Raw genomic sequence first — 19,605 nt, forward strand, 5'->3', positions numbered from 1 at the left:
TCAAAGACGGTAACCCGGCCCGTTTCTGTGGCGGGCGTCGTCCGTGACGGGCCGGATGCGTCCGGTCATGTCCGCAGTTGACCCAGGCAGATCCTGCCGGGAACCGGGTCCGGATCGGATCTGGTCGCCGACGGCGGACGCGAGGGCGCGGCTCAGGGAGCCGGGTACGCCGTCACTTCGGTCGCCTTGGCCGACAACCGCACCGGCTGCCCGGGCGACAGGCGCAGCTCCGCCACGGCCGCCGCGGTGACGTCGACGAGGGCGTCCGGCGCCCCGCTCACTGCCACCCGCACCCGGTCGGTCAGCAGTTCCACGCCGCTCACGGTGCCGCTCCAGACGTTGCGCGGCGATCCGGCCGGCAGCTCTCCCAGGTGCAGCGAGATCGAGGTGGGCGCCAGCACCGCCAGCACCCGCGCGTCCACCGGCAGGTCGGTGGGGGATGCGAACAGCTCTCCACCCCCGTCCAGCGCGATCCGGCCCTGAGCCGGGGCGATCAGCCGCCCGCTGTAGAGGTTGAGGCCCATCAGCCGGGCCACGTACTCGGTCACCGGCCGCCGGGCCACCTCGGAGGGGGTGCCGGTCTGGGCGATGCGCCCGTCCTCGAGCACCAGGATGCGGTCGGCCAGCACCAGCGCCTCGAGCGGATCGTGGGTGACCACGATGCTCGGGCCGGCGAACTCGGCCAGCCGGCGCCGCAGCTCGGCACGGATCTCCAGCCGGGTGCGGGCGTCGAGGGCGGCCAGCGGCTCGTCGAGCAGCATCATGGCCGGCCCGGAGGCCAGCGCCCGGGCCAGGGCTACCCGCTGGGCCTGCCCGCCGGACAGCTGCGAGGGCCTCCGGGAGGCCAGGGCCTGAAGTCCCACCACCGCGAGCACCTCGGCGGCCGCGGCCCGCGCCACGGTGCGGCGGGCACCCCGGGAACGGGCCGCGAAGGCCACGTTGTCGAGCACGGACAGGTGCGGGAACAGCCGGTAGTCCTGGAACACCAGGCCCACCCGCCGGTCGGTGGTGGGCACGAAAAGGCCTGCGGCCGGGTCGTCCCAGCGAGTTCCGCCGACCTCGATGTGCCCCTCGCGCAGGGCCAGCAGCCCGGCGAGAGACCGGAGCAGGGTGGTCTTCCCGGCGCCGTTGGGCCCGATCACGGCCAGCACCTCACCCGGCCCCACACGCAGCCGGGCGCGCAGCTCGAAGGTGCCCCGGCCCACCACCACGTCGGCGTTCAGTTCACCGGTGGTGCCCCCCGTGGTGGTCGCCCTCGCGCTCACAGGGCGCCTCCGTTGATCCAGCGGTTGCGCAGCAGGGCCAGCGCGGCCACCGAGACGAGCAGCATCACCAGGCTCAGGGCGATGCCCGCGTCCGGGTCGTTCTGGATCAGCAGGTAGACCTTCAGCGGCATGGTCTGGGTGGTGCCCGGGAAGTTTCCGGCGAAGGTGATCGTGGCGCCGAACTCGCCCAGGGCCCGGGCCCAGGTGAGCACGCTGCCCGCGATCAGGCTGGGCGCGATCAGCGGCAGCGTGACCCGGCGGAAGGTGGCGAACGGTTTCGAGCCGAGCGTGGCCGCGGCCTCTTCCAGCCCGCGGTCGGCGGTGCGCAGCGCGCCCTCCACCGCGACCACGAGAAATGGCATGGCCACGAAGGTCTCGGCGATGACGACGGCCGTGGTGGTGAACGGCAGGGTGTAGCCGAACCAGGCCTCGAGGTGCTGCCCGACGATGCCGCGGCGGCCCAGGGCCAGCAGCAGGGCGACACCGCCGACCACCGGCGGCAGCACCAGCGGCAGCGTGACCAGGGCCCGCAGCACGCTGATGCCGGGCCGCCGGCTGCGGGCCAGCACGAAGGCCAGCGGCACGCCCAGCACCAGCGACAGGCCGGTGGCCGCGGTCGCCGCGAACAGTGAGAGCCGGAGCGCCTGAAGCACTTCCGGTTCGGACAGCAACTGCGGCAGATCGGCCCAGGGAGCCCGCAGCAGCAGTCCGGCCAGGGGGAGCAGGAGGAACAGCACCGCGATCAGCGCGGGCAGCAGCATCGGCCAGGGAGTACGGCTGCCCGGCTGCGGATCGCGGTCCCGCGCTCTCATCAGGGCTTGCTGAATCCGGCCGTCCCGAGCTCGGCCGAACCCTGGTCGGACAGCACGTAGTCGACGAAAGCCTTGGCCAGTGCCGCGTTCTCGGTGTCCTTGAGGGTGGCGATCGGGTAGGCGGTGCTGGCGTTGTCCTCGGCCGGGATCTCCACGCCGACCACGTCGTCGCCGGCGGCCTTGACGTCGGTCACGTAGACCAGGCCGGCATCCGCCTCGCCGAGCGTGATCTTCGAGAGGGTCGACTTCACGTCTTCCTCGTTGCTGACCGGGGTCACACTGAGGCCGGCGTTCTCGAACACCTTGCGGGCGCTGACGCCGCAGGGCACCTCCTCGGCGCAGAGCACGACCTTCACGTCCTTGTTCGCCAGGTCGTCGAGGGAGTCGACCTTCGCCGGGTTGTCGGCCGGGACCGCGATCTCCATCGTGTTGTTCGCGAACGTGACCGGGTCGGAGGCGTTCCCGGCCTCGACGACCTGGTCCATGTTCTTGGTGGCGGCCGAGGCGAACACGTCGGCCGGGGCGCCGGAGTCGATCTGCTCGGCCAGGCCGGAGCTCGGGCCGAAGCTGAACGTGACCTTGGTGCCCGGGTTCTCGGACTCGAAGGCCTGGCCCAGGGCGGTGAACGACTCGGTCAGCGAGGCGGCGGCGAACACCGTGATCTCACCGCTCAGGCCCGGGGCGGCACTGGTCTCGCCGTCGGAGGAACTGCCGCAGGCGGCAAGACTCGCGACGGCCAGCACGGCCACCGCTCCGGACATGACTCTACGCACCGTGTACTCCTCAAGGGTTTTCGGATCAGGAAGGATCGGGGACCTCGACCACGACGTTCGTGGACTTGATCGAGGCGACGGCGAGAGCGCCCGGTTCCAGGCCCAGTTCGTCGGCGGCCTCGCGGCTCATCAGCGAAACCACCCGGAAGGGCCCGGCCTGGATCTCGACCTGGGCCATCACGGTGTCCCGCACCACGCGGGTGACGAGGCCGGTGAAGCGGTTGCGGGCCGAGGAGAGGCCCAGCCCGTCCTGGTCGGGGGCGGGGCTCTCGGAGGCGAGTTGCTCGGCGAACCGGGCCAGGTCGGCACCCTCCACGGCGCGGCGCCCGGCCTCGTCGGTGGTGGTGGGCAGGCGGCCGGAGTCGGCCCAGCGGCGGATGGTGTCGTCGCTGACGCCGAGGAGCTGTGCGGCCTGCCGGATACGGAACCTGGTCACATCCGCGAGCATAACCGCAGGTACGGACCAGGAGCTCGCCGAGTGACCGTAGTTGCGGATTCGTGGCCGGGAAGTGACCTGGAGTACGGCCCGGGGCCGGCTCAGCTCACAGGCGGGTGGCCGGTACCCGCACGGTGATCAGCCGGAGGTCGTCGGCCAGTTCGTCGATACCGGCGCGCTCGAGGGGGCCGGCCACGATCAGCGCGTGCAGCCGGTGCTTCTCGCCCAGGGCCCGCACCACCTCGAGCGTCTCGGACTCGGCGCGCAGCGTGTCGTCGAGGTCGAAGGTGTCGAGCAGGGCGTAGCCCTCGGACCCGGCACACAGGGCGATCTCGATGCGGGCCCGCCGCCGGTGCGCCTCGGTCGCGCCGGGACGCACCCGGAACAGGCCGACGGCGAGGGAATGTGCCATGTCACCAGAATCGGCCGGGGTCGCGGCGGACAGCGATGTTCCACCGGTGAACCCCTGATGCATCGTGCCCTCCCGGCCCATCGGTTAGGTTCGCCGAGTGCCACCCGTCAGCCGGATCTTTCGCGCCGCCACCCCGTCCACCGCCGCTCTCGTGATCGTCACCGGGGTCGGTCCGATCGCCACCGACTCCTACGTCGCCGCGCTCCCGGCCCTCCAGGAGTCGCTGCGCACCTCGGCCGCCACGGCCCAGCTCACCCTGACGGCCTTCATCGTCGGCATCGCGGCCGGGCAGATCGCCTTCGGCCCCGTCAGTGACGGCCTGGGCCGCCGGCGTCTGCTGCTCGGCGGGGCGGCGGTGTTCACGCTGGCCTCGCTGCTCTGTGCCCTCGCACCGACCGGGCCCGTGCTGGTCGCGATGCGGTTGCTGCAGGGCCTCGCGGCGGGGGCGGGCATCGCGGTGGGCCGGGCCGTGGTCGGCGACGCCTACCCGCCCGCCGAGGCCGCCCAGCGCTACGGCACGCTCGCGTCCATCACCTTCCTCGGCCCGGTGCTCGCCCCGGCCGCGGGCGGCGCCGTGCTGGCGGTGGGCGACTGGCGCACCCTCTTCGGCGTGCTCACCGCCTTCGGGGTGCTGATGGTGCTCGCCACGCTGACCGGGCTGCCCGAGACGCTGCCGCCGGAGCAGCGGCGCGGCGGGGGCCTGCGGGCGAACGGGGCCCGGATGCTCGACCTCGGACGCGACCGGAACTTCATGCAGCACGTGCTGCTGCAGTGCGTGGTCGTCGCCGGGTTCTTCACCTACATCGGCGGCTCGTCGTTCGTGCTGCAGGAGGTCTACGGGATCTCGGAGAGCACCTACGCCCTGGTGTTCGCCGTGAACGCCGCCGCGATGGCCTGTGCCAGTACCGCTTTCCGGTTCCTGGTGGCGCGGGTCGGACCGGCCGCGCTGCGGCTGACCGGCATGAGCGCCTCGACCGCGGCCGCGCTCGGGCTGCTGGGCTGTGCGGTGGCCGAACGACTCACGCCGGGCCCGCCGCCCCTGCCCCTGGTCTGGGTGCTCCTCACGGTGCTGGTCGCCGGCATGGGCCTGACCATCCCGGCCGCGACCGCCCTGGCCCAGCAGGCGGGTGACCGCTCACGCGGCACCGCGGCCGCGCTCGCCGGTGGCCTGGCGTTCTTCGCGGGCGCCGCGGTGACGCCGCTGACCGGGGTGATCGGCTACGACACCCTGCTGCCGATGGCTGGTCTGATGAGCGGGTTCTTCGTGCTCTCGGCCGTCCTGCTGGCCCGGATGCGGCGCCCGGATCCGGTTCCGGCTGTTGCGCCGGGGGCCACTCGAGGCACGATGAAGGTGGCCGGGGCGAAAGACGTTCCGGGGTGACCGGGGGGTCCGCGAACCGCTGCCGTGCCGCCGGTCTCAGTGACGGCGCCGGCCCTTGCGCTGGGGGTGGCCGTGATCGACCCAGTCGACCCACCGGTCGGACCGGTGCAGACCGCCCCGCGAGCGGCGGTGCGGCGACACCCGCACCCGCAGGATCGCCGGCGACTGCTCGCTCGGCGTCACCGAGACGATGTCGGGCAGCGCCCGGATCATCCGGCTGGCCGTGCCGTCTTGCCACTGACCCGCGTGCGCGTGCAGGTAGACCACCAGAACGTCGGGTTCGATGACGTCTTCGCTGATGTCCAGCAGGGCCAGGCCCCGGCTGCGCAGCTCGCGGCTCAGCAGCTCGGCCCGCATCTCCATCTCGGCCCCGCCGTCCGCGCGAGGTTCGTTCATGCTCGTGATCAGCCCCCTCAAGACGAGCAGCCCGCAAAAGGCAGGAGCCAGGGGCCCCGGCGCGAGAGACCCCTGGGAGGGCGAGACCAGCGATGGGTGATGGTCCCCAACCGCTGGCCCCGCCGATCTAGGTGGCCGACCCCCGTTTGCTCGGCCACACCACCAGGGTCGTACGGCGGAGGTGGGGAGTCATCCGTTCGATGAGGACAGTGCGAATGTCCCCATTGCCCCTTTGGCGGTGGGTGATGCTGTCTCATCTGTTGACCGAAGAATCAGCAGACTCACTTTTCAGCAGGGAGGCACGAGCAGGATGATCCGTTCGGTCGTGTTCGACGTTGGCGAGACACTCCTGGACGACACCTCGGAGTGGGGCCGGTGGGCGGACTGGATCGGTGTGCCCCGGCACACCTTCTCCGCCGTGATGGGGGCCGTGGTGACGGCCGGACGCGACAACGGTGAGACGTTCCAGTACTTCCGGCCGGGATTCGACATCCCGCGGGAACGTCAGCTGCGCGAGGAGGCCGGGGTGGGTGAGTGCATCGCCGAGACCGACCTCTACCCGGACGTGCGCCCGGCGCTGCACTCACTGCGCGAGGCCGGGTACTGGGTGGGCGTCTCGGGCAATCAGTCCGGGCGGGCGGGGGAGCTGCTGCGCGAGCTCGACCTGCCGGTGGACGCGGTGGCCGTGTCAGGTGACATCGGCCTGATCAAGCCGTCGAGGGCGTACTTCGACTGGCTCGCCGGGTGGGCGCCGGGGGAGCGCGACGAGATTCTCTACGTCGGCGACCACCGGGACTTCGACGTGGTTCCCGCCGTGGCCCAGGGCTTCCACGCCGCCCTGGTGCGGCGTGGGCCCTGGGGTCACCTCTGGGCGGACGACGAGGAGGTCAAGCGGACGGCGGACTGGGTGGTGGGCTCCCTGCGGGAACTGCCCGCCCTGCTCGGACCGCGGGAACCGGCCGGGCCGGAGCCAGTACCTCACGGGTGAAGCCCTCCACCGCCGCGGCCCGCACCGAGCTGGTGCCGGCCAGGGCGGTGAGGGTGCTGTGCACGTCGGGATCCACGCGCACGTTCTGGGGGGCGATCCGCTGGGCCGAGCGGAGCGTCTCCAGAACGTCGTCGTGCTGCCCGATCGCGAACTGGGCGCGGGCCAGGTCGACGTAGAAGTGCGAGCGGCGCTCGGCCGGCAGGGTGGGCGGAGGGGCCCAGCCGCGGGCCGTGTCGAGCGCGACCTGGGGCGCGTTCAGCTCGACGGCGGTGGACACCTCGTGGATGCGCACCGACTCCGGGCCGAACGCGGTGCCGGCCCAGATGCCCTCGGTGACCTGGGCGGCGGTGGTCTTGGCCTCGTCGAGGTGGTCCCAGGCCTTCTCCGGCAGCCCGGCCCGGGCGGCGGCGATGGCGGCCCGCATGTGCAGTGAGCCGTACTGCGCGAGCATCTCCGGCGGCCCGCCGGGCTCGCGCGCCCGCACCGCCTCGGCGGCGCGCTCGAGCATGATCCGCCCGGCCCGCGGCTCGCGGCCCAGGAAGAACGACTCGGCCCGCACGTACGAGGTGGCGGCCACGCTGTACGGGTCGCCGGTCTGCTGCGCGGCCCAGCCCATGATGTGGATCAGCCGGCCGGACAGGTCGTGCAGACCGAGCTTGGCCGCGACCGCGTCGGCCGCCCGCCAGGCCTGCACCAGCATCCGGGCCAGCTCCTGCTGCTCGGTCTCGGTGCTGCGCTCGATCAGGGCGCGGGTCAGCTCGGGGATCAGGTCGGGCAGCGTGGTGAGCAGCTGCCGGTACTCCGAGTTGAGCCGCTCGTCGACGAGAACGCTGGTGGCGGAACGCAGTTCGACGAGGCTGCGGACCGGCCCGTCGTCGGGCAGGTCGTACAGGTCGGCGAGCCGGTGCAGCGCGCTGATGCCCGGCCCGTCGGCGGTGACCAGGCCGAGCCCGGAGTCCAGCCGCCGGGGCCGGGACTCGAGACGGCGCTCGGCCAGGTCGAACTCGAGCGCGGCGGTGGCCAGGCGCACCAGCTCGCCCTCGGCCCCCAGGACGTCGTCGAGGCGCCGGGCGACGTCGGGCTGGGGACGGCGTTCGGCACGCTCCATCTTGGCGATGAGCGTGCCGCTGACGTGCACGGCGCGGCCCAGCTGGGACTGGGCCATACCGGCCTGGGTGCGGTAGGTGCGCAGGCGGGCGCCGAATCGGGCGAGCCTGGAGGCGTCGGGGTCGAGATCGCGCAACGGCTGTGGCATGGCTGGCCTCCCATCAAAGGTCCAGTCGCAGCCATGCCCCGCGCTGTGTCAGCGTGCGCACGCTGCTGTCATCACAATATGCAACCCTGTACAAAAGGGTAAGTCCGAAATCGCCCCTTTTCGCGAGACCGCCCGGTCTCCCGGGTCTTCTCTGACCGCCCGTCCAAGGAACTTCCTACCGGGTTCCCCATCGGTAGTCTGCCAAGGCATTGTGTGGCCAGGCGTGTCGCGGCTACGCAGGGGCAGCTGGAGGGCGGGGCCGCGGTGGGGCTCGAAGCTGTCCGTCACTGCGGCCCCGCCGGTAGACGGGGCAGAGTCGGGGGTGGCCTGCCGACGCGGAGATACTGCCAGTGGCAATGCGTTACGAGACATCGTTGACAGGTACACGAAGGGGACAGTCGGGCTGTCCGCTCGTGGCGGTGGGGAACCGCAGTCCGGCCGGCCGGGGCAGTGAGCGGGCCGGGTCGTGCGGTCCGGGTCGTGCGGTCCGGCCGCCCGGTTCTGCCGGGCGGGGTGGTTGGGTGAGGCCGGGGCGGTTCGGTGAGGCCGGGGCGGTTCGGTGAGGCCGGGGCGGTTCGGTCAGGCCGGGCGGGTCACCGGCATTCCGCTCAGGCCGCGCAGCAGCCACCGGGCCGGGGCGTAACGCAGCACCCGGGCCACGTTGGTCTGGCCGCGGGTGAGGCGCTGGAACTCGCGCCATCCCAGCGGGGTACGGGTCAGCAGGGCGTGCATGACCGACGGGTGTCGCTCGAAAGCCTGCAGAAACACCCGGCCCGCCTCCATCTCCGGTTCCAGCTCCTGGTTGACGCGCATCGTGTAATCGCGCACCAGGCGGCTGAAATCGCCCGTGCTGGGCGGCATCCCGGTCGGGCCGGCGGCCTTTCCGGCGCACTCGCCGGCGATCCTCCCGGAGCGCAGGGCGAACGAGATGCCCTCGCGGGTCCAGGGTTCCAGTAGTCCGGCGGCGTCGCCGGCGACCAGTACCGGGCCCTGCCCGAGCGGGGAGTCGGTGGTGCGGCAGCGGGTCAGGTGGCCGGACTCGTGCAGCACCTCGGCGTCGGCCAGACCCTGCTGCTCGGTGAAATTCCGGAGGTACGAACGGGCTTCGTCGGAGGTGCCGCGCCGGGCGATGACCCCGACGGTGATCGTGTCGCCCTTCGGGAACACCCAGCCGTAGGAGCCGGGGATCGGGCCCCAGTCCATGTGGATGCGCCCGGCCCAGGTGCGCCGGTGCTGCTCGGTGGCCCGCAGCTCGTACTCCAGGCCGAGGTCGACCTGCCCGAGCGTGACGCCCACGTGCCGGGCGATGCGGCTGGCGCTGCCGTCGGCGCCGACCACGTAGCGGGCGCGGATCGGCCCGACCGAGGTGGAGAGCAGGGCGCCGTCGACGTCCTGGGTCACGGCGGTCACGGTGACGCCCGAGCGCACCTGTGCCCCCAGGGAGGCGGCGTGGTCGAGCAGGGCGGCGTCGAACTCGCTGCGGTCGACCAGGCTCAGCAGGCGGCGGCGCGAACTGCGGTTCGCCGGGCGCTGGCCGAGGGCGGTGAACGAGGCCCGGGCGATCTCCTGCCGTACCGGTACTCGCGGCAGGTCGAGGCCCTCGAGCTCGGCCAGGCTGACGCCGATCAGGCCGCCGCCGCAGGTCTTGTACCGGGGGAACGAGGCCCGGTCGACGATCAGGGTGCGGGCACCCATCCGGGCCGCCGCGGCCGCGGCACTGCTGCCGGCCGGGCCGGCCCCGACCACGACGACGTCGTACCCGGTTCTGTCGTCCTGCTGGTTACCGTTGCCGCCCATTGCCGCACTCTAGCCAGATCGTCTGAACGCCCGATGGTAAGTGGCACCTAACTTCCTGGGACCGGTGATGGTCTCAGGGCTGGAACCGGTATCCCATCCCCGGCTCGGTCAGCAGGTGCACCGGCCGGGTCGGGTCCTTCTCCAGCTTGCGCCGCAGCTGCGCCATGTATTGCCGCACGTTCTGCGTCTCGGCCCGGTAGGTCGGCCCCCAGACCTTCTCCAGCAGGTACCGCTGGCTCAGCAGCTTGCCCGGTTCGGTCACCACCGCCGCCAGCAGCTGCCACTCGGTGCGGGTCAGATGCACGTCCTCCGGCTCGATCGTGTGCGTCGCCAGATCGACCGTGTGGTCGCCGATCCGCACCTCGCCCGGCGCGTCCCCGGCGTCGCCCTGCCGCCGCGTCACCACCCGGATCCGGGCCAGCAGCTCGTCCACGCTGAACGGCTTGGTCACGTAGTCGTCGGCCCCCGCGTCGAGCGCGTGCACCTTGTCGTGGCTGTCGGCCCGGCCGGACAGCACGATCACCGGCACCCGCGTCCACGACCGCAGCCGCCGGATCACCTCCACGCCGTCCAGGTCGGGCAGGCCCAGGTCGAGCACCACGATGTCGGGCCGGTCCTCGCGGGCGGAGTCCAGCGCACCCTGCCCGGTGCCGGCCGTGACCACCTCGTACTGCCGGGCCAGCAGGTTGATCCGCAGCACCCGGATCATCTGGGGCTCGTCGTCCACCACCAGGATCCGGGTCATGACGGCACCTGCACGAGGGTCAAGATCATGGTCAGGCCTCCGCCGGGAGTGGTGTCGGGGGTCAGGCTCCCACCCATCGCCTCGGCCAGGCCACGGGACAGGGCCAGGCCGAGCCCGACGCCGGTGCCGTTGTCCCGGTCGCCGAGCCGCTGGAAGGGGAGGAAGACGTCGTCCCACATCTGCGCGGGAATGCCCGGCCCGCGGTCGATCACCCGGGTCTCGACCTCACCGGCGTGCGCGCCGACCACGATCATCGGGGGACTGCCGGGCGGGCTGTGCCGCACCGCGTTGCGCAGCAGGTTCACGAGCACCCGCTCGATCAGCACCGGGTCCCCGGTCACCTCCAGGAACTCCTCCGGGAGGTGTACCTCGACGTCCCGGCCGTCGGGCCCGAGCTCGTCGAGCGCCATCGACACGGTCTCGGCGATGCTCGTCGGCTGCGGGTGCACGCCCAGCGCCCCGGCCTGCAGCCGGCTCATGTCGAGCAGGTTGTCGACCAGCCGGGTGAGCCGGTCGAGCGACTCCTCGACGCTGGCCAGCAGCTCCTCCCGGTCACCGGCGCTGAAGGTCACGCCCGGGGCGCGCAGGCCCCCGACCGCCGCCTTCGCCGACGCGAGAGGCGTCCTCAGATCGTGACTGACCGCCGACAGCAGGGCCGTGCGCATGCGGTCCACCTCGGCCAGCGGGCCGGCCGCGGCAGCCTCCTCACTGAGCTGCTGCTGCCGCATCGCGACCACCGCCTGGTGGGCGAAAGCCTGTACCACGCGCCGGTCCTCGGCCGCCAGCGGGTGCCCGCACAGCACCAGCGACACCTCCTCGCCGACCCGGACCTCGGCGTCCCCCTCGCCGGGAGCGCCCAGCGGCCGGCCCACCGACGCCACCACCCGCCAGGCGTCCGGATCGTGCTGACGGTCGGGGCTGGGCGCCGCGTCCGGCCGGAGCTGCAGCAGCGTGGCGCCGCCGAACTGGAAGGTCTCGCGCAGCTGGGTGAGCAGCGCGGGCAGCGGCTCGGCACCTCGCAGCACGCTCCCGGCCAGCGTGGACAGCGTCTCGGCCTCGGCCCGCGCGGCCGCCGCCTCCCGGGTGCGCCGTGCGGCCCGGTCGACCGTCGCGCTCACCGCCATCGCGACCACCAGGAAGACCACCAGCGCGAGCACGTTCTCGCCGGAGGCGATGGTCACCCCGTGCAGCGGCGGGGCGAAGAAGAAGTTGAGCAGGAACGTTCCCAGGACCACGGCGACCAGGGCCGGCCACAGCCCTCCGACCAGGGCCACGATCACCACCGCGGCCAGGTAGAGCAGGACGTCGCTGTCCAGCGAGACGCGGTCGCGCAACCGGATCAGCAGCGCGGTCAGCGCGGCCGTCCCGACGGTCGCGACGAACAGGCCGGCGAGCCGGCGGTCGCGGCTCAGCGCGTTCTCACCCTTCGCCGTCGCGCGCCCCCGGGCCACCTCCCCGTGGGTGACCAGGTGCACGTCGATGGGGCCGGAACCGTTCGCGGTGGTGGTGCCCACCCCGGGCGACAGCAGGGCCGAGAACCGGCTGCGCCGCGACACTCCCAGCACCAGCTCGGTGGCGTTGACGCCCCGGGCGAAGTCGAGCAGGGCCTTCGGCACGTCGTTGCCGACCACCTGGTGGTAGGTGCCGCCGAGGTCTTCGACGAGCGTGCGCTGCGCCACCAGATGCGCGTGCGAACCCCCACTGCTGCTCAGCCCGTCATTGCGGGCCACGTGCACCGCCAGCAGATCAGCCCCCCGAGAGCGGCTGGCCAGCCGGGCCGCCCGCCGGATCAGCGTCTCCCCCTCCGGCCCACCCGTCAGCGCCACCACGACCCGCTCCCGCGCCTCCCAGGTCTCCGAGATCCCCTGCGCGGCACGATAACTGGACAACTCGTCGTCGACCTTGTCGGCCAGCCACAACAACGCCAGCTCCCGCAGCGCCGTCAGGTTCCCCACCCGGAAATAATTCCCCAGCGCCGCGTCGATCTTCTCCGGCCGGTAGATGTTGCCGTGCGCCATCCGCCGCCGGATCGCCTCCGGCGCCATGTCCACCAACTCGATCGCCTCGGCCCGGCGCACCACCTCGTCCGGCACCGTCTCACGCTGCGGCACCCCGGTGATCTGCCGCACCACATCGTTGATCGACTCCAGATGCTGCACATTCACCGTCGTCAGCACCGTCATCCCGGCATCCAGCAGCTCTTCGATGTCCTGCCAGCGCTTGGCGTTGCGCGAGCCCGGCACATTCGTGTGCGCCAGCTCATCGACCAGCACCACCTCCGCCCCCCGCTGCAGCACCGCCCCCACATCCATCTCGGTGAACGTCGCACCCCGGTACGAGACCGTCCGCCGCGGAAGCACCTCCAGACCGGCGACCATCGCCTCGGTCTGCTCCCGGCCATGAGTCTCGACGTACCCGACCACCACGTCCGTACCCCGCTCCCGGCGCCGGTGGCCCTCCTCGAGCATCTTGTACGTCTTACCCACACCAGGAGCCGCCCCCAGGTGCACCCGCAGCTGACCGGCCACTGTCATCCCTCGTCCACTGTCACTTCGATCCCGAGCGCACCCGTCCCGAGCTGGCCTCCGGTGGTGCACCTGCCAATGGTGGACGTGCCGGTCGCCTCAGGTCGGGACCGTCACCGCCGGGACGGCTGGGTCGCGGATCGGCAGACCCGGTTCGAGCCTGCACCAGCACATCTCAGCACGAAGAGGAAGGGCAGGTGCGTTGACAGTTTCTTGACAGGACTTGCAGCGATCCCGACGGCTTCTTGACACCTGGCCCCGGAGATGAGTGTCAAGCGTTTGACCTGGGGTGATCCAAAGCACAGCGGCTCGTGACCGGTCGTCATCGGTGCCCTCAAACGTCCCTCTCGGTAGCCGTCAGTCACGAGTCGTGACGGATATGGCAACGGCAATGCAATGCCTCTGGGGAAACCGTCAAACCCGACTTAACCTGATTCGGGATTTCGGGGACCGCTCCAGGCTCACAAGGTCGATGGCGTTCCGAGCGGGAAAGGGTGGGTGGTCGCATGATCGCGGTCGAGCGCTGGACAGGACGGGAGACCCGGGCACTGCGCCGGGCGCTGAGGATGACGGTGATCGGTTTCGCCGATCACCTCGGCGTCGCCGTGCGGACGGTGAGCAACTGGGAGGCCCGGGGTGCCGACATCGAGCCGCTGCCGGAGATGCAGGCGGCACTCGACACGGCGCTGAGCCGGGCCAGCCGCGAGTCGGTGCACCGGTTCCAGGCCTTCCTGGGCACCGGGGAACCGGCCGAGTTCGACCCGCTGCCGCCGGCCGAGGGTCGCCGCGGTGCGGTGCGGCCCTCCCTGCCGGTCAGCGCGCAGATCATCGACGAGCTCACCACGCTGCGGGCCTCACTGGTCCGTTCCGACTCCATGCTGGGCCCGGGCCGTCTGATCGCGACGGTGGGGGAACAGGTGTCGAACGTGCAGGACATGCTGGGTTCCGCACGGGGGGACCTCAGGCACCGCGTGTTCGACCTGGCCACCCTCTACGCCGAGTTCCAGGGATGGCTGTTCGAGGACGCCGGTCAGTCGGCCCGCAGCGCGGTGTGGACGGGGCGCTCGGTGGAGTGGGCCCAGGCCAGTGAGAACACCGACCTGGCGGCCTACACGCTGATGCGCCGCGCCCAGCAGGCGGCCGCCTCGCAGGAGTCGTCGCTGGCCGTCGGGCTGGGTGAGGCGGCGGAGCGGAAGGCCGGTTCGGTTCCCCGCATCCGGGCCGCGGCGGCCCAGCAGCGGGCGGCCGGGCTGGCGATCGAGGGCGACTCCACGGGAGCTCTCAAGGCGATGGACGACGCGCTCGAGCTGGTGCAGGACGACCCGGGCCCCGAGCCCGGCGACCCCTGGTCGCTGGCCGAGTGGTGCACCGCCGACTACGTGGCCGCGCAGCGCGCGAACGTGCTGATCACGCTGGGCCAGGCGCAGGAGGCGGTGGACTCCTACGACCGCGCGCTCACCGAGTGGCCGCAGGAGTACCGGCGCGAGCGAGGCCTGCACATGGCCCGCAAGTCCAAGGCGCTGGCCATGCTGCGCCGTATCGACGAGGCGGTGGACGCGGGCAACCAGGCGCTGGAGATCGCGGTGGACACCGGGTCGCGGCGCACGCTCGACGAGCTGCAGGCGATGACCGACGTGGCCGCCGACCAGGACATCGCCGACCGCCGGGTGATCGAGTTCGGTGAGTCGCTCGTGGGGGCCGTGCAGGTGGGGAGCTGATGTCCCTGGACGACCTGGTCGGCCGCAGTGAGTGGGCGGCGGTGAACGCCCGGGGCCGTCCGTTCGTGGTGTACAAGTTCGCCGCCACGCTCGACGGCCGCATCGCCGCGGCCGACGGCACCAGTCAGTGGATCACCGGTGCGGCCAGCCGGGCCGAGGTGCACCTGCTGCGGGCCGGCTGTGACGCGACGGTGGTCGGCTCGGGCACCCAGCGGGCCGACGACCCGAACCTGGCCGTGCGGGGCAACGACGATCCCCGGCTCGACCTGTCGGCCGTGGTGGCGAAGGGGCAGCCGTACCGGGTCGTGGTCGACACCAATGCCCGGACTCCTTTCGGGGCCAGGGTTCTCGACGACTCGGCGCCGACCATCGTGGCGGTGGCGCCGGACGCCCGGGCCGACCATCTGGCGGGGGCCGAGGTGGTGCGGATTCCGCGTGCAGCGCCGGGACTCTCGGTGCCGGCGCTGCTGGAGGCCCTGTACGCGCGGGGTATTCGCGGCGTGTTCCTCGAGGGCGGGCCCACGCTGGCCGGGTCGTTCATCGCGGCCCGGCTGGTCGACCGGGTGATCAACTACGTGGCCCCGGCGCTGCTCGGCTCGGGCAAGAGCGGGCTTCTCGACGCCGGGATCGGCACCATGGCCGACATCCTGCGGCTGGAGCTGCTCGACGTGGCCCGCTCCGGGCCGGACCTGCGGCTGGTGGCGCGGCCCGCCTAGGTTTTCGGGTTTCAGAGCTTCATGCAGGCCTGGCCGCGCGTGCCGCGCACCAGTCGTTCACCGTCTTCGTCGTTCACGGTGACCTGCTCGATGCTGCGGTGCGCGTAGGCCAGGCCGGTGGCGGAGTCGCAGACCAGCAGGGCCAGGTCGGCCTGGTCGCCGGACAAAGCGGTGCTGATCGAGACGCCGGAGCAGTCGGTGCGCACCTCGATCGACCGCACCCGCGGGTCGCTCATGGTCTCGGCCAGCTCGGTGCCGTCGGGGCAGGACTCGGGGGTGGCCACCGGGCTCGGGATGCTGCCGTGCTGAGCGCCGGACGATGAGGTGCACCCGGCGATCGACAGCACCAGCAGGCCGATCAGGAATCCCGAAGACCTCATGGCTGCGAGCGTAGTGCCTGACGGGGGACGGCCCGGGCGAAAGTGCCGGCCGGGGTGGACTGGGCCGATGCCAGCCGCCCCAGGAGTTCACCCAGGCCACCGGCGGCCCGGGCGGCCTGCCGGCCACTGGTGCCGACCACGATCTCCGGGGCGGAGACGCTGTGCCGTCCCCGTTCCCGCAGGGCCGCGAGCAGCGCGTGCTCCTCGCCCGGCACCTGGTCGGGCCAGCCGCCCGCCTCCAGGTACGCGTCCGCCCGCACTCCCAGGTTGGCCGCGTAGACGTGCGGGCCGGTGGTGCGCAGCAGGTGGTTGTAGGCCTCCCGGGCAGTGCGGGACACCGCGCTCTCGCCGTCCTCCCAGCCCGAGACCCGCACGTGCCCGGCCACCGCGTGCGCCCCGGTGGCGGCCCACCGGCCGTACTGCCGCAGCCAGTCGGCGGGCACCCGGCTGTCGGCGTCGGTCGACAGCAGCCAGGTGCGGTCGAACGGCACGCCGTAGGCGGCGAGCAGGTGCAGCGCGGCCATGTTGCCGGCCGACCGGGCGGTGGCGACGGTGCCGTGCCCGAGCCTCAGCACCCGGCCCTCGGAACGACCGGACAGACGTGACAACTGCCGCCGGGCAACCGCTTCGGTGTCGTCGGAACAACGGTGGGCGACCAGGACGACGGCCACCGGAACGCCCGCTCCGCGAACCGCGGTGACGACGGAGTCGAGGCAGTCGCCGACCAGTTCGGCCTCGTCCTGGGCCGGGACGACGACCGCGAAGGCCTCCGGGGTCATGGCTTCCTGAACACGTCGAGCACGAATTCCTCGTCGTGGTGGGTGATCAGGTGACGCCATCCCGGCCGGGCCCGGAGCTGGACGTGGGTGTCGTCGCCGCTGAGGTGGGTGTCGTGCGACGAGGAACGCCAGTGCACGACGATCAGGTCGCCCCCCGGCTCCAGCATGTCCCAGGCCAGCCGCAGGGTGTTCTCGCGGTCGGAATCGTCGAGGTAGTAGAGGATCTCGGAGAGGACGACGAGGTCGGGAGAGCCGGGCAGGTCCGGTTGCGCGGGCAGTTGGTGGACGCTCCAGGCCACGTTCTCGGGGACGTCGCCCGAGCGGGCCCCGGCGACCGCGGTGGGGCTGAGGTCGGAGGCGTGCACCTGATCGGCCCGGGTGGCCAGCATCCGGCTGAGGACGCCGATGGAACAGGCAGGTTCCCAGGCCAGGCGGTAGCGCTCGCGGGGGAGGCAGGCCAGGGTGATCCGGTACTTGCGCTGCTCGTACCAGGAATCGCGGTATCCCCAGGGATCGATGTCGTCCCGGTAGCGCTGCTCGAAATCGGTTTCTCTCACGGAAGTTGCGGATTCCTCGGGATGAAGAACGGTTCCAGGCCGTCGGCGAACAGCTCGAGCACGTGGTCGGGCAGCACCGGGCCGTAACCGGTGAAGGGGGAACGGATCTGGCTGACGTGCGCCTGGATCGCGCGGCGCTTGGCCTGGCGCTCGGCGGTGGACAGGCAGACCACGCTGAGCGTGCTGTCGTCGACGCGGGCGTCGTCGGGGCGCATCGAGTGGCGCATCCAGATCGGGTACTGCCACAGCTCGAGACCGGCCCGGGCCGCGGCGATCCGGGCGGCGCGGCCCACCGCCTGGTGGTCGGGGTGCGGGTCGTCGGGCCAGGGGGCGAGCACCAGCCCGCCGTCGGGCAGCAGGTCGGCCAGGCGCTGCGTGATCTCCTGCTCGTGCTCGGTGGCCTCGCCGTCGGGGATGTCGAGAAACACCGGCTGGGCGCCGTGGCGGCCGAGTTCGCGGATCGCGGCCCAGGTCTCGCGGCGCCGGGTGCGCACGAGCTCCTGGCGCTGGGCCGGGTTGGCCGAGGGGTAGCCGGCGGCGCCGTCGGTCACGATCGCGACGGTGAGCGAGCAGCCCGCGGCGCTGAGGCGGTGCAGCAGGCCACCCGCACCCAGCGACTCGTCGTCGGGGTGCGGGGCGATCATGGTCACCGGCTGCCCGGCCACGACCGGCAGCAGGCGGGGTGACGGGGCGGCCTCGAGTTTGGGGCGCCACAGACCGGGAGGCAGCCCCGGGGCGGTGACCTCGACCGGGGCGGGCAGCTGATCGGTCACCGGAACGTCCTTCCCAGCAGCGTGCCGGTGCCGAGCAGGTGCGCGCCGACCTGCTCGTAGTCGGCCTCGCCGTGGTGCTGGCGCGCGTAGACCTCGAGATCGGCCAGCCGGTGGGCGAATCCACCGTCACGGCAGAGCCCGTTCGGCCCGCTCACCCGGGGCGCCCGGGTGAGCACCTCGAGCACGGCCAGTTCGACGGCGCTGCGGGCCGCGGTCATCCCGGCCAGGTCGATTTCCCGCTCCTGGCGGGCAATCTCGGTCAGGAGAGCGTCGGCCGCCGTGATCGCGACCGACATCGCACCGAGGTGGGCGAGCTGGTGCGGGGAGGCCCGTTCGGGCCGGACGGTGTCGAGCAGGGAACGCAGGACGCCGTGAGCGCCTCCCAGCCACACCGCGGCGACGCCGACCCCACCGATCGCGAAACCTGGCCGCTCGAGGTAGAAACCGGGGCCGCCGACGGCGTCGGCCTCGCTCACGCGCAGGTCGTGCACCTGGATGTCGACACTGCGACTGGCGTCCATCCCCAGTGACGGCCAGGTGCCGTCCTGGCGGACCAGAGCGGACGTCTGCACCGGAACGTCCACCATGATCTTGCCCTGGTCGGTGGAGATCACGGTGAGCGCGCGGTCGAGGAACCAGGCGCCGGAGCAGAACCGCATCGTGCCCTCGACGACCCAGCCCTCACCGTCGCGGCGGGCGGTCAGGCCGGTGCCGCCCGAGGCGGACGCCCAGACGCCGTAGACCGCACCGGGCACCGGGGTGCGGTCGGCCTCGTGCAGGATGCGCAGAGCGTCGATGTGGCCCTCGGCCAGCCGGGCCACGGCCAGGTCGGCGTGGCCCAGGGCGGCCAGCGTCTGCCACAACGGCAGCAGCGGGCCGGTGGTGATCGGCGAGCCGGCCAGGGTGGTGGTCAGGTCGCGGACGACCTCGGCCACCCGGTCGGCGGCGTCCGGGGCGGAACGGTCGACGGGCGCCGGGACGGCGCCGGGCAGCAGGCTTCGGTTCCCGGAGCCGGACCGCGAGAGAAGGCTCGAGGCAACCGGGTCCGGGAGGGCGGCAACGGTCGGATCGCTCAGCACTCCCACGCGATGCATCCTGACGCCGGTGGGGCGATCCGGCCCGTCCAGATGGCCCCCGGCCCGGCCGGGGCGAGGGCCATCCGGGACGAGCTAGATGACGTTGTCGAGCCGCTGCACGACGAAGTCGGGCACCGCGTAGGTGAGACCCCCGATGACGATGTAGATCCCGTCGGCCTCGCTCTGCCAGACCACGTCGTCCACGGGCAGAGGGGTGCCCGGGCGCAGCAGCCAGTCGCGGAAGTCGCCGCGGTCGATGACCGCGCGCTTGCGGGTGCCGTAGGTGATCGTCATCTCGGACAGGGCGACGTCGACGACCACGGTGCCCACGCGCCAGCCGCGCCCGTTCTTGGCGTCGAAGCTGAGCCGGCCCGTCCAGGCCTCGAGATTGATCGTCACCGCGCTCTCACGGATCGGGCTGTAGCTGGTCGAGACACCCCCGATGGTGCTCATGCTCCTGCTGACCTCGCTCATGACCGAACCTCCATGACCTGTATACCGGTGGTGCTGTGCACTGCTCTCGTCACTCCTGTCGAAGTGCCACTTGGGCGCTATCGGTGTAAGGCCGTCTCCCGTTACGGCCCGTGGACGATTCGCCCGAACGGATGTCCCGGGATTGGCCCGGGGGTATGAGAATTCGACACAGCGTTCCGGGGAGATGCCTGAAAGTCACCGGCTGATTCCCCCGTCGCGGTATCGGTGCGGTGTCGAACCTGCGGCCGGAACGCACCGGCAGGCAGATTCCCGCGTCCGATTGCACTGATGAATGGCAATGCGGCATTCCTGAATATCGCCTGAGTGGCGGTACTCACGGCTGTGGC

General features: G+C 72.2%; 20 protein-coding genes. 4 read left to right on the forward strand and 16 right to left on the reverse strand.

All coding sequences use genetic code 11. The annotated features are described in order from the left end of the window. Positions 1 to 152: 152 nt before the first annotated feature. The 5 genes from J2S57_RS16700 to J2S57_RS16720 all read right to left on the reverse strand — a co-directional run bounded on the left by J2S57_RS16700 (position 153) and on the right by J2S57_RS16720 (position 3,698). On the reverse strand, positions 153 to 1,265 hold the full coding sequence (locus J2S57_RS16700) for an ABC transporter ATP-binding protein (RefSeq protein ID WP_307243823.1): 1,113 nt from the start codon (positions 1,263 to 1,265) through the stop codon (positions 153 to 155). After that, the gene (locus tag J2S57_RS16705; protein ID WP_307243827.1) at positions 1,262 to 2,077 is read right to left on the reverse strand and encodes an ABC transporter permease; all 816 of its coding nucleotides are present in this window, start codon (positions 2,075 to 2,077) and stop codon (positions 1,262 to 1,264) included. The genes J2S57_RS16700 and J2S57_RS16705 overlap by 4 nt, the downstream gene beginning before the upstream one ends. Further along, entirely contained in the window at positions 2,077 to 2,850 is a 774-nt protein-coding gene (gene modA / locus J2S57_RS16710) for a molybdate ABC transporter substrate-binding protein (protein WP_307243831.1), read from the reverse strand. The genes J2S57_RS16705 and modA overlap by 1 nt, the downstream gene beginning before the upstream one ends. 25 nt (positions 2,851 to 2,875) lie before the next feature. Next, positions 2,876 to 3,286: a TOBE domain-containing protein gene (locus J2S57_RS16715; protein ID WP_307243834.1), complete on the reverse strand. Its 411-nt coding sequence runs from the start codon at positions 3,284 to 3,286 to the stop codon at positions 2,876 to 2,878. Positions 3,287 to 3,392: 106 nt separating this feature from the next. Further along, complete coding sequence (locus tag J2S57_RS16720) at positions 3,393 to 3,698, reverse strand: hypothetical protein (protein WP_307243836.1); 306 nt, start codon at positions 3,696 to 3,698, stop codon at positions 3,393 to 3,395. Between the two features lie 97 nt (positions 3,699 to 3,795). Between J2S57_RS16720 and J2S57_RS16725 the strand changes: the two genes are divergently transcribed. Beyond that, positions 3,796 to 5,079, forward strand: coding sequence for a Bcr/CflA family efflux MFS transporter (locus tag J2S57_RS16725; RefSeq protein WP_307243838.1), 1,284 nt, complete (start codon positions 3,796 to 3,798; stop codon positions 5,077 to 5,079). Between the two features lie 36 nt (positions 5,080 to 5,115). Here J2S57_RS16725 and J2S57_RS16730 read toward each other — a convergent pair whose 3' ends face one another. Next, complete coding sequence (locus J2S57_RS16730; RefSeq protein ID WP_307243840.1) at positions 5,116 to 5,475, reverse strand: hypothetical protein; 360 nt, start codon at positions 5,473 to 5,475, stop codon at positions 5,116 to 5,118. Between the two features lie 310 nt (positions 5,476 to 5,785). Here J2S57_RS16730 and J2S57_RS16735 point away from each other — a divergent pair, with 310 nt between their 5' ends. Beyond that, a complete protein-coding gene (locus tag J2S57_RS16735) occupies positions 5,786 to 6,463 on the forward strand; it encodes an HAD family hydrolase (RefSeq protein WP_307243842.1) in 678 nt (225 codons plus the stop codon). Here J2S57_RS16735 and J2S57_RS16740 read toward each other — a convergent pair. The 4 genes from J2S57_RS16740 to J2S57_RS16755 form a co-directional block, all read right to left on the reverse strand. Further along, positions 6,363 to 7,718 (reverse strand): helix-turn-helix domain-containing protein, encoded by a 1,356-nt coding sequence (locus J2S57_RS16740; RefSeq protein WP_307243844.1) that lies wholly within the window; start codon positions 7,716 to 7,718, stop codon positions 6,363 to 6,365. The genes J2S57_RS16735 and J2S57_RS16740 overlap by 101 nt on opposite strands. A gap of 579 nt (positions 7,719 to 8,297) precedes the next feature. Further along, complete coding sequence (locus J2S57_RS16745) at positions 8,298 to 9,515, reverse strand: geranylgeranyl reductase family protein (RefSeq protein ID WP_307243847.1); 1,218 nt, start codon at positions 9,513 to 9,515, stop codon at positions 8,298 to 8,300. Between the two features lie 73 nt (positions 9,516 to 9,588). Next, positions 9,589 to 10,260, reverse strand: a complete 672-nt coding sequence (locus tag J2S57_RS16750; protein ID WP_307243850.1) for a response regulator — start codon at positions 10,258 to 10,260, stop codon at positions 9,589 to 9,591. Then, positions 10,257 to 12,794 carry a DUF4118 domain-containing protein gene (locus J2S57_RS16755; protein WP_307243852.1) on the reverse strand — a complete coding sequence of 846 codons (2,538 nt, stop codon included), beginning with the start codon at positions 12,792 to 12,794 and terminating at the stop codon, positions 10,257 to 10,259. The genes J2S57_RS16750 and J2S57_RS16755 overlap by 4 nt, the downstream gene beginning before the upstream one ends. A gap of 497 nt (positions 12,795 to 13,291) precedes the next feature. On the opposite strand from J2S57_RS16755, the gene J2S57_RS16760 reads away from it, so the two are divergent. Together J2S57_RS16760 and J2S57_RS16765 are read left to right on the forward strand one after the other, a co-directional pair. After that, complete coding sequence (locus J2S57_RS16760) at positions 13,292 to 14,503, forward strand: NsdA family TPR-like regulatory protein (RefSeq protein ID WP_307243854.1); 1,212 nt, start codon at positions 13,292 to 13,294, stop codon at positions 14,501 to 14,503. After that, complete coding sequence (locus J2S57_RS16765; RefSeq protein WP_307243857.1) at positions 14,503 to 15,219, forward strand: RibD family protein; 717 nt, start codon at positions 14,503 to 14,505, stop codon at positions 15,217 to 15,219. Before J2S57_RS16760 ends, J2S57_RS16765 begins: the two co-directional genes overlap by 1 nt. Positions 15,220 to 15,230: 11 nt before the next feature. Here J2S57_RS16765 and J2S57_RS16770 read toward each other — a convergent pair whose 3' ends face one another. The 6 genes from J2S57_RS16770 to J2S57_RS16795 form a co-directional block, all read right to left on the reverse strand. Next, complete coding sequence (locus J2S57_RS16770) at positions 15,231 to 15,599, reverse strand: hypothetical protein (protein ID WP_307243859.1); 369 nt, start codon at positions 15,597 to 15,599, stop codon at positions 15,231 to 15,233. After that, positions 15,596 to 16,378 carry a glycosyltransferase family 2 protein gene (locus J2S57_RS16775; RefSeq protein ID WP_307243862.1) on the reverse strand — a complete coding sequence of 261 codons (783 nt, stop codon included), beginning with the start codon at positions 16,376 to 16,378 and terminating at the stop codon, positions 15,596 to 15,598. The genes J2S57_RS16770 and J2S57_RS16775 overlap by 4 nt, the downstream gene beginning before the upstream one ends. Further along, the gene (locus tag J2S57_RS16780) at positions 16,375 to 16,935 is read right to left on the reverse strand and encodes a class I SAM-dependent DNA methyltransferase (protein WP_307243864.1); all 561 of its coding nucleotides are present in this window, start codon (positions 16,933 to 16,935) and stop codon (positions 16,375 to 16,377) included. Before J2S57_RS16780 ends, J2S57_RS16775 begins: the two co-directional genes overlap by 4 nt. Continuing rightward, positions 16,932 to 17,708 (reverse strand): PIG-L deacetylase family protein, encoded by a 777-nt coding sequence (locus tag J2S57_RS16785; protein WP_307243868.1) that lies wholly within the window; start codon positions 17,706 to 17,708, stop codon positions 16,932 to 16,934. Before J2S57_RS16785 ends, J2S57_RS16780 begins: the two co-directional genes overlap by 4 nt. Beyond that, on the reverse strand, positions 17,705 to 18,793 hold the full coding sequence (locus tag J2S57_RS16790; protein ID WP_307243871.1) for an acyl-CoA dehydrogenase family protein: 1,089 nt from the start codon (positions 18,791 to 18,793) through the stop codon (positions 17,705 to 17,707). Before J2S57_RS16790 ends, J2S57_RS16785 begins: the two co-directional genes overlap by 4 nt. 84 nt (positions 18,794 to 18,877) lie before the next feature. Further along, positions 18,878 to 19,258, reverse strand: coding sequence for a hypothetical protein (locus tag J2S57_RS16795; RefSeq protein ID WP_307243874.1), 381 nt, complete (start codon positions 19,256 to 19,258; stop codon positions 18,878 to 18,880). Positions 19,259 to 19,605: the final 347 nt, after the last annotated feature.

Origin of the sequence: Kineosporia succinea, from assembly GCF_030811555.1 — a bacterium.
In the GTDB taxonomy this organism is placed as follows: Bacteria; Actinomycetota; Actinomycetes; order Actinomycetales; family Kineosporiaceae; genus Kineosporia; species Kineosporia succinea.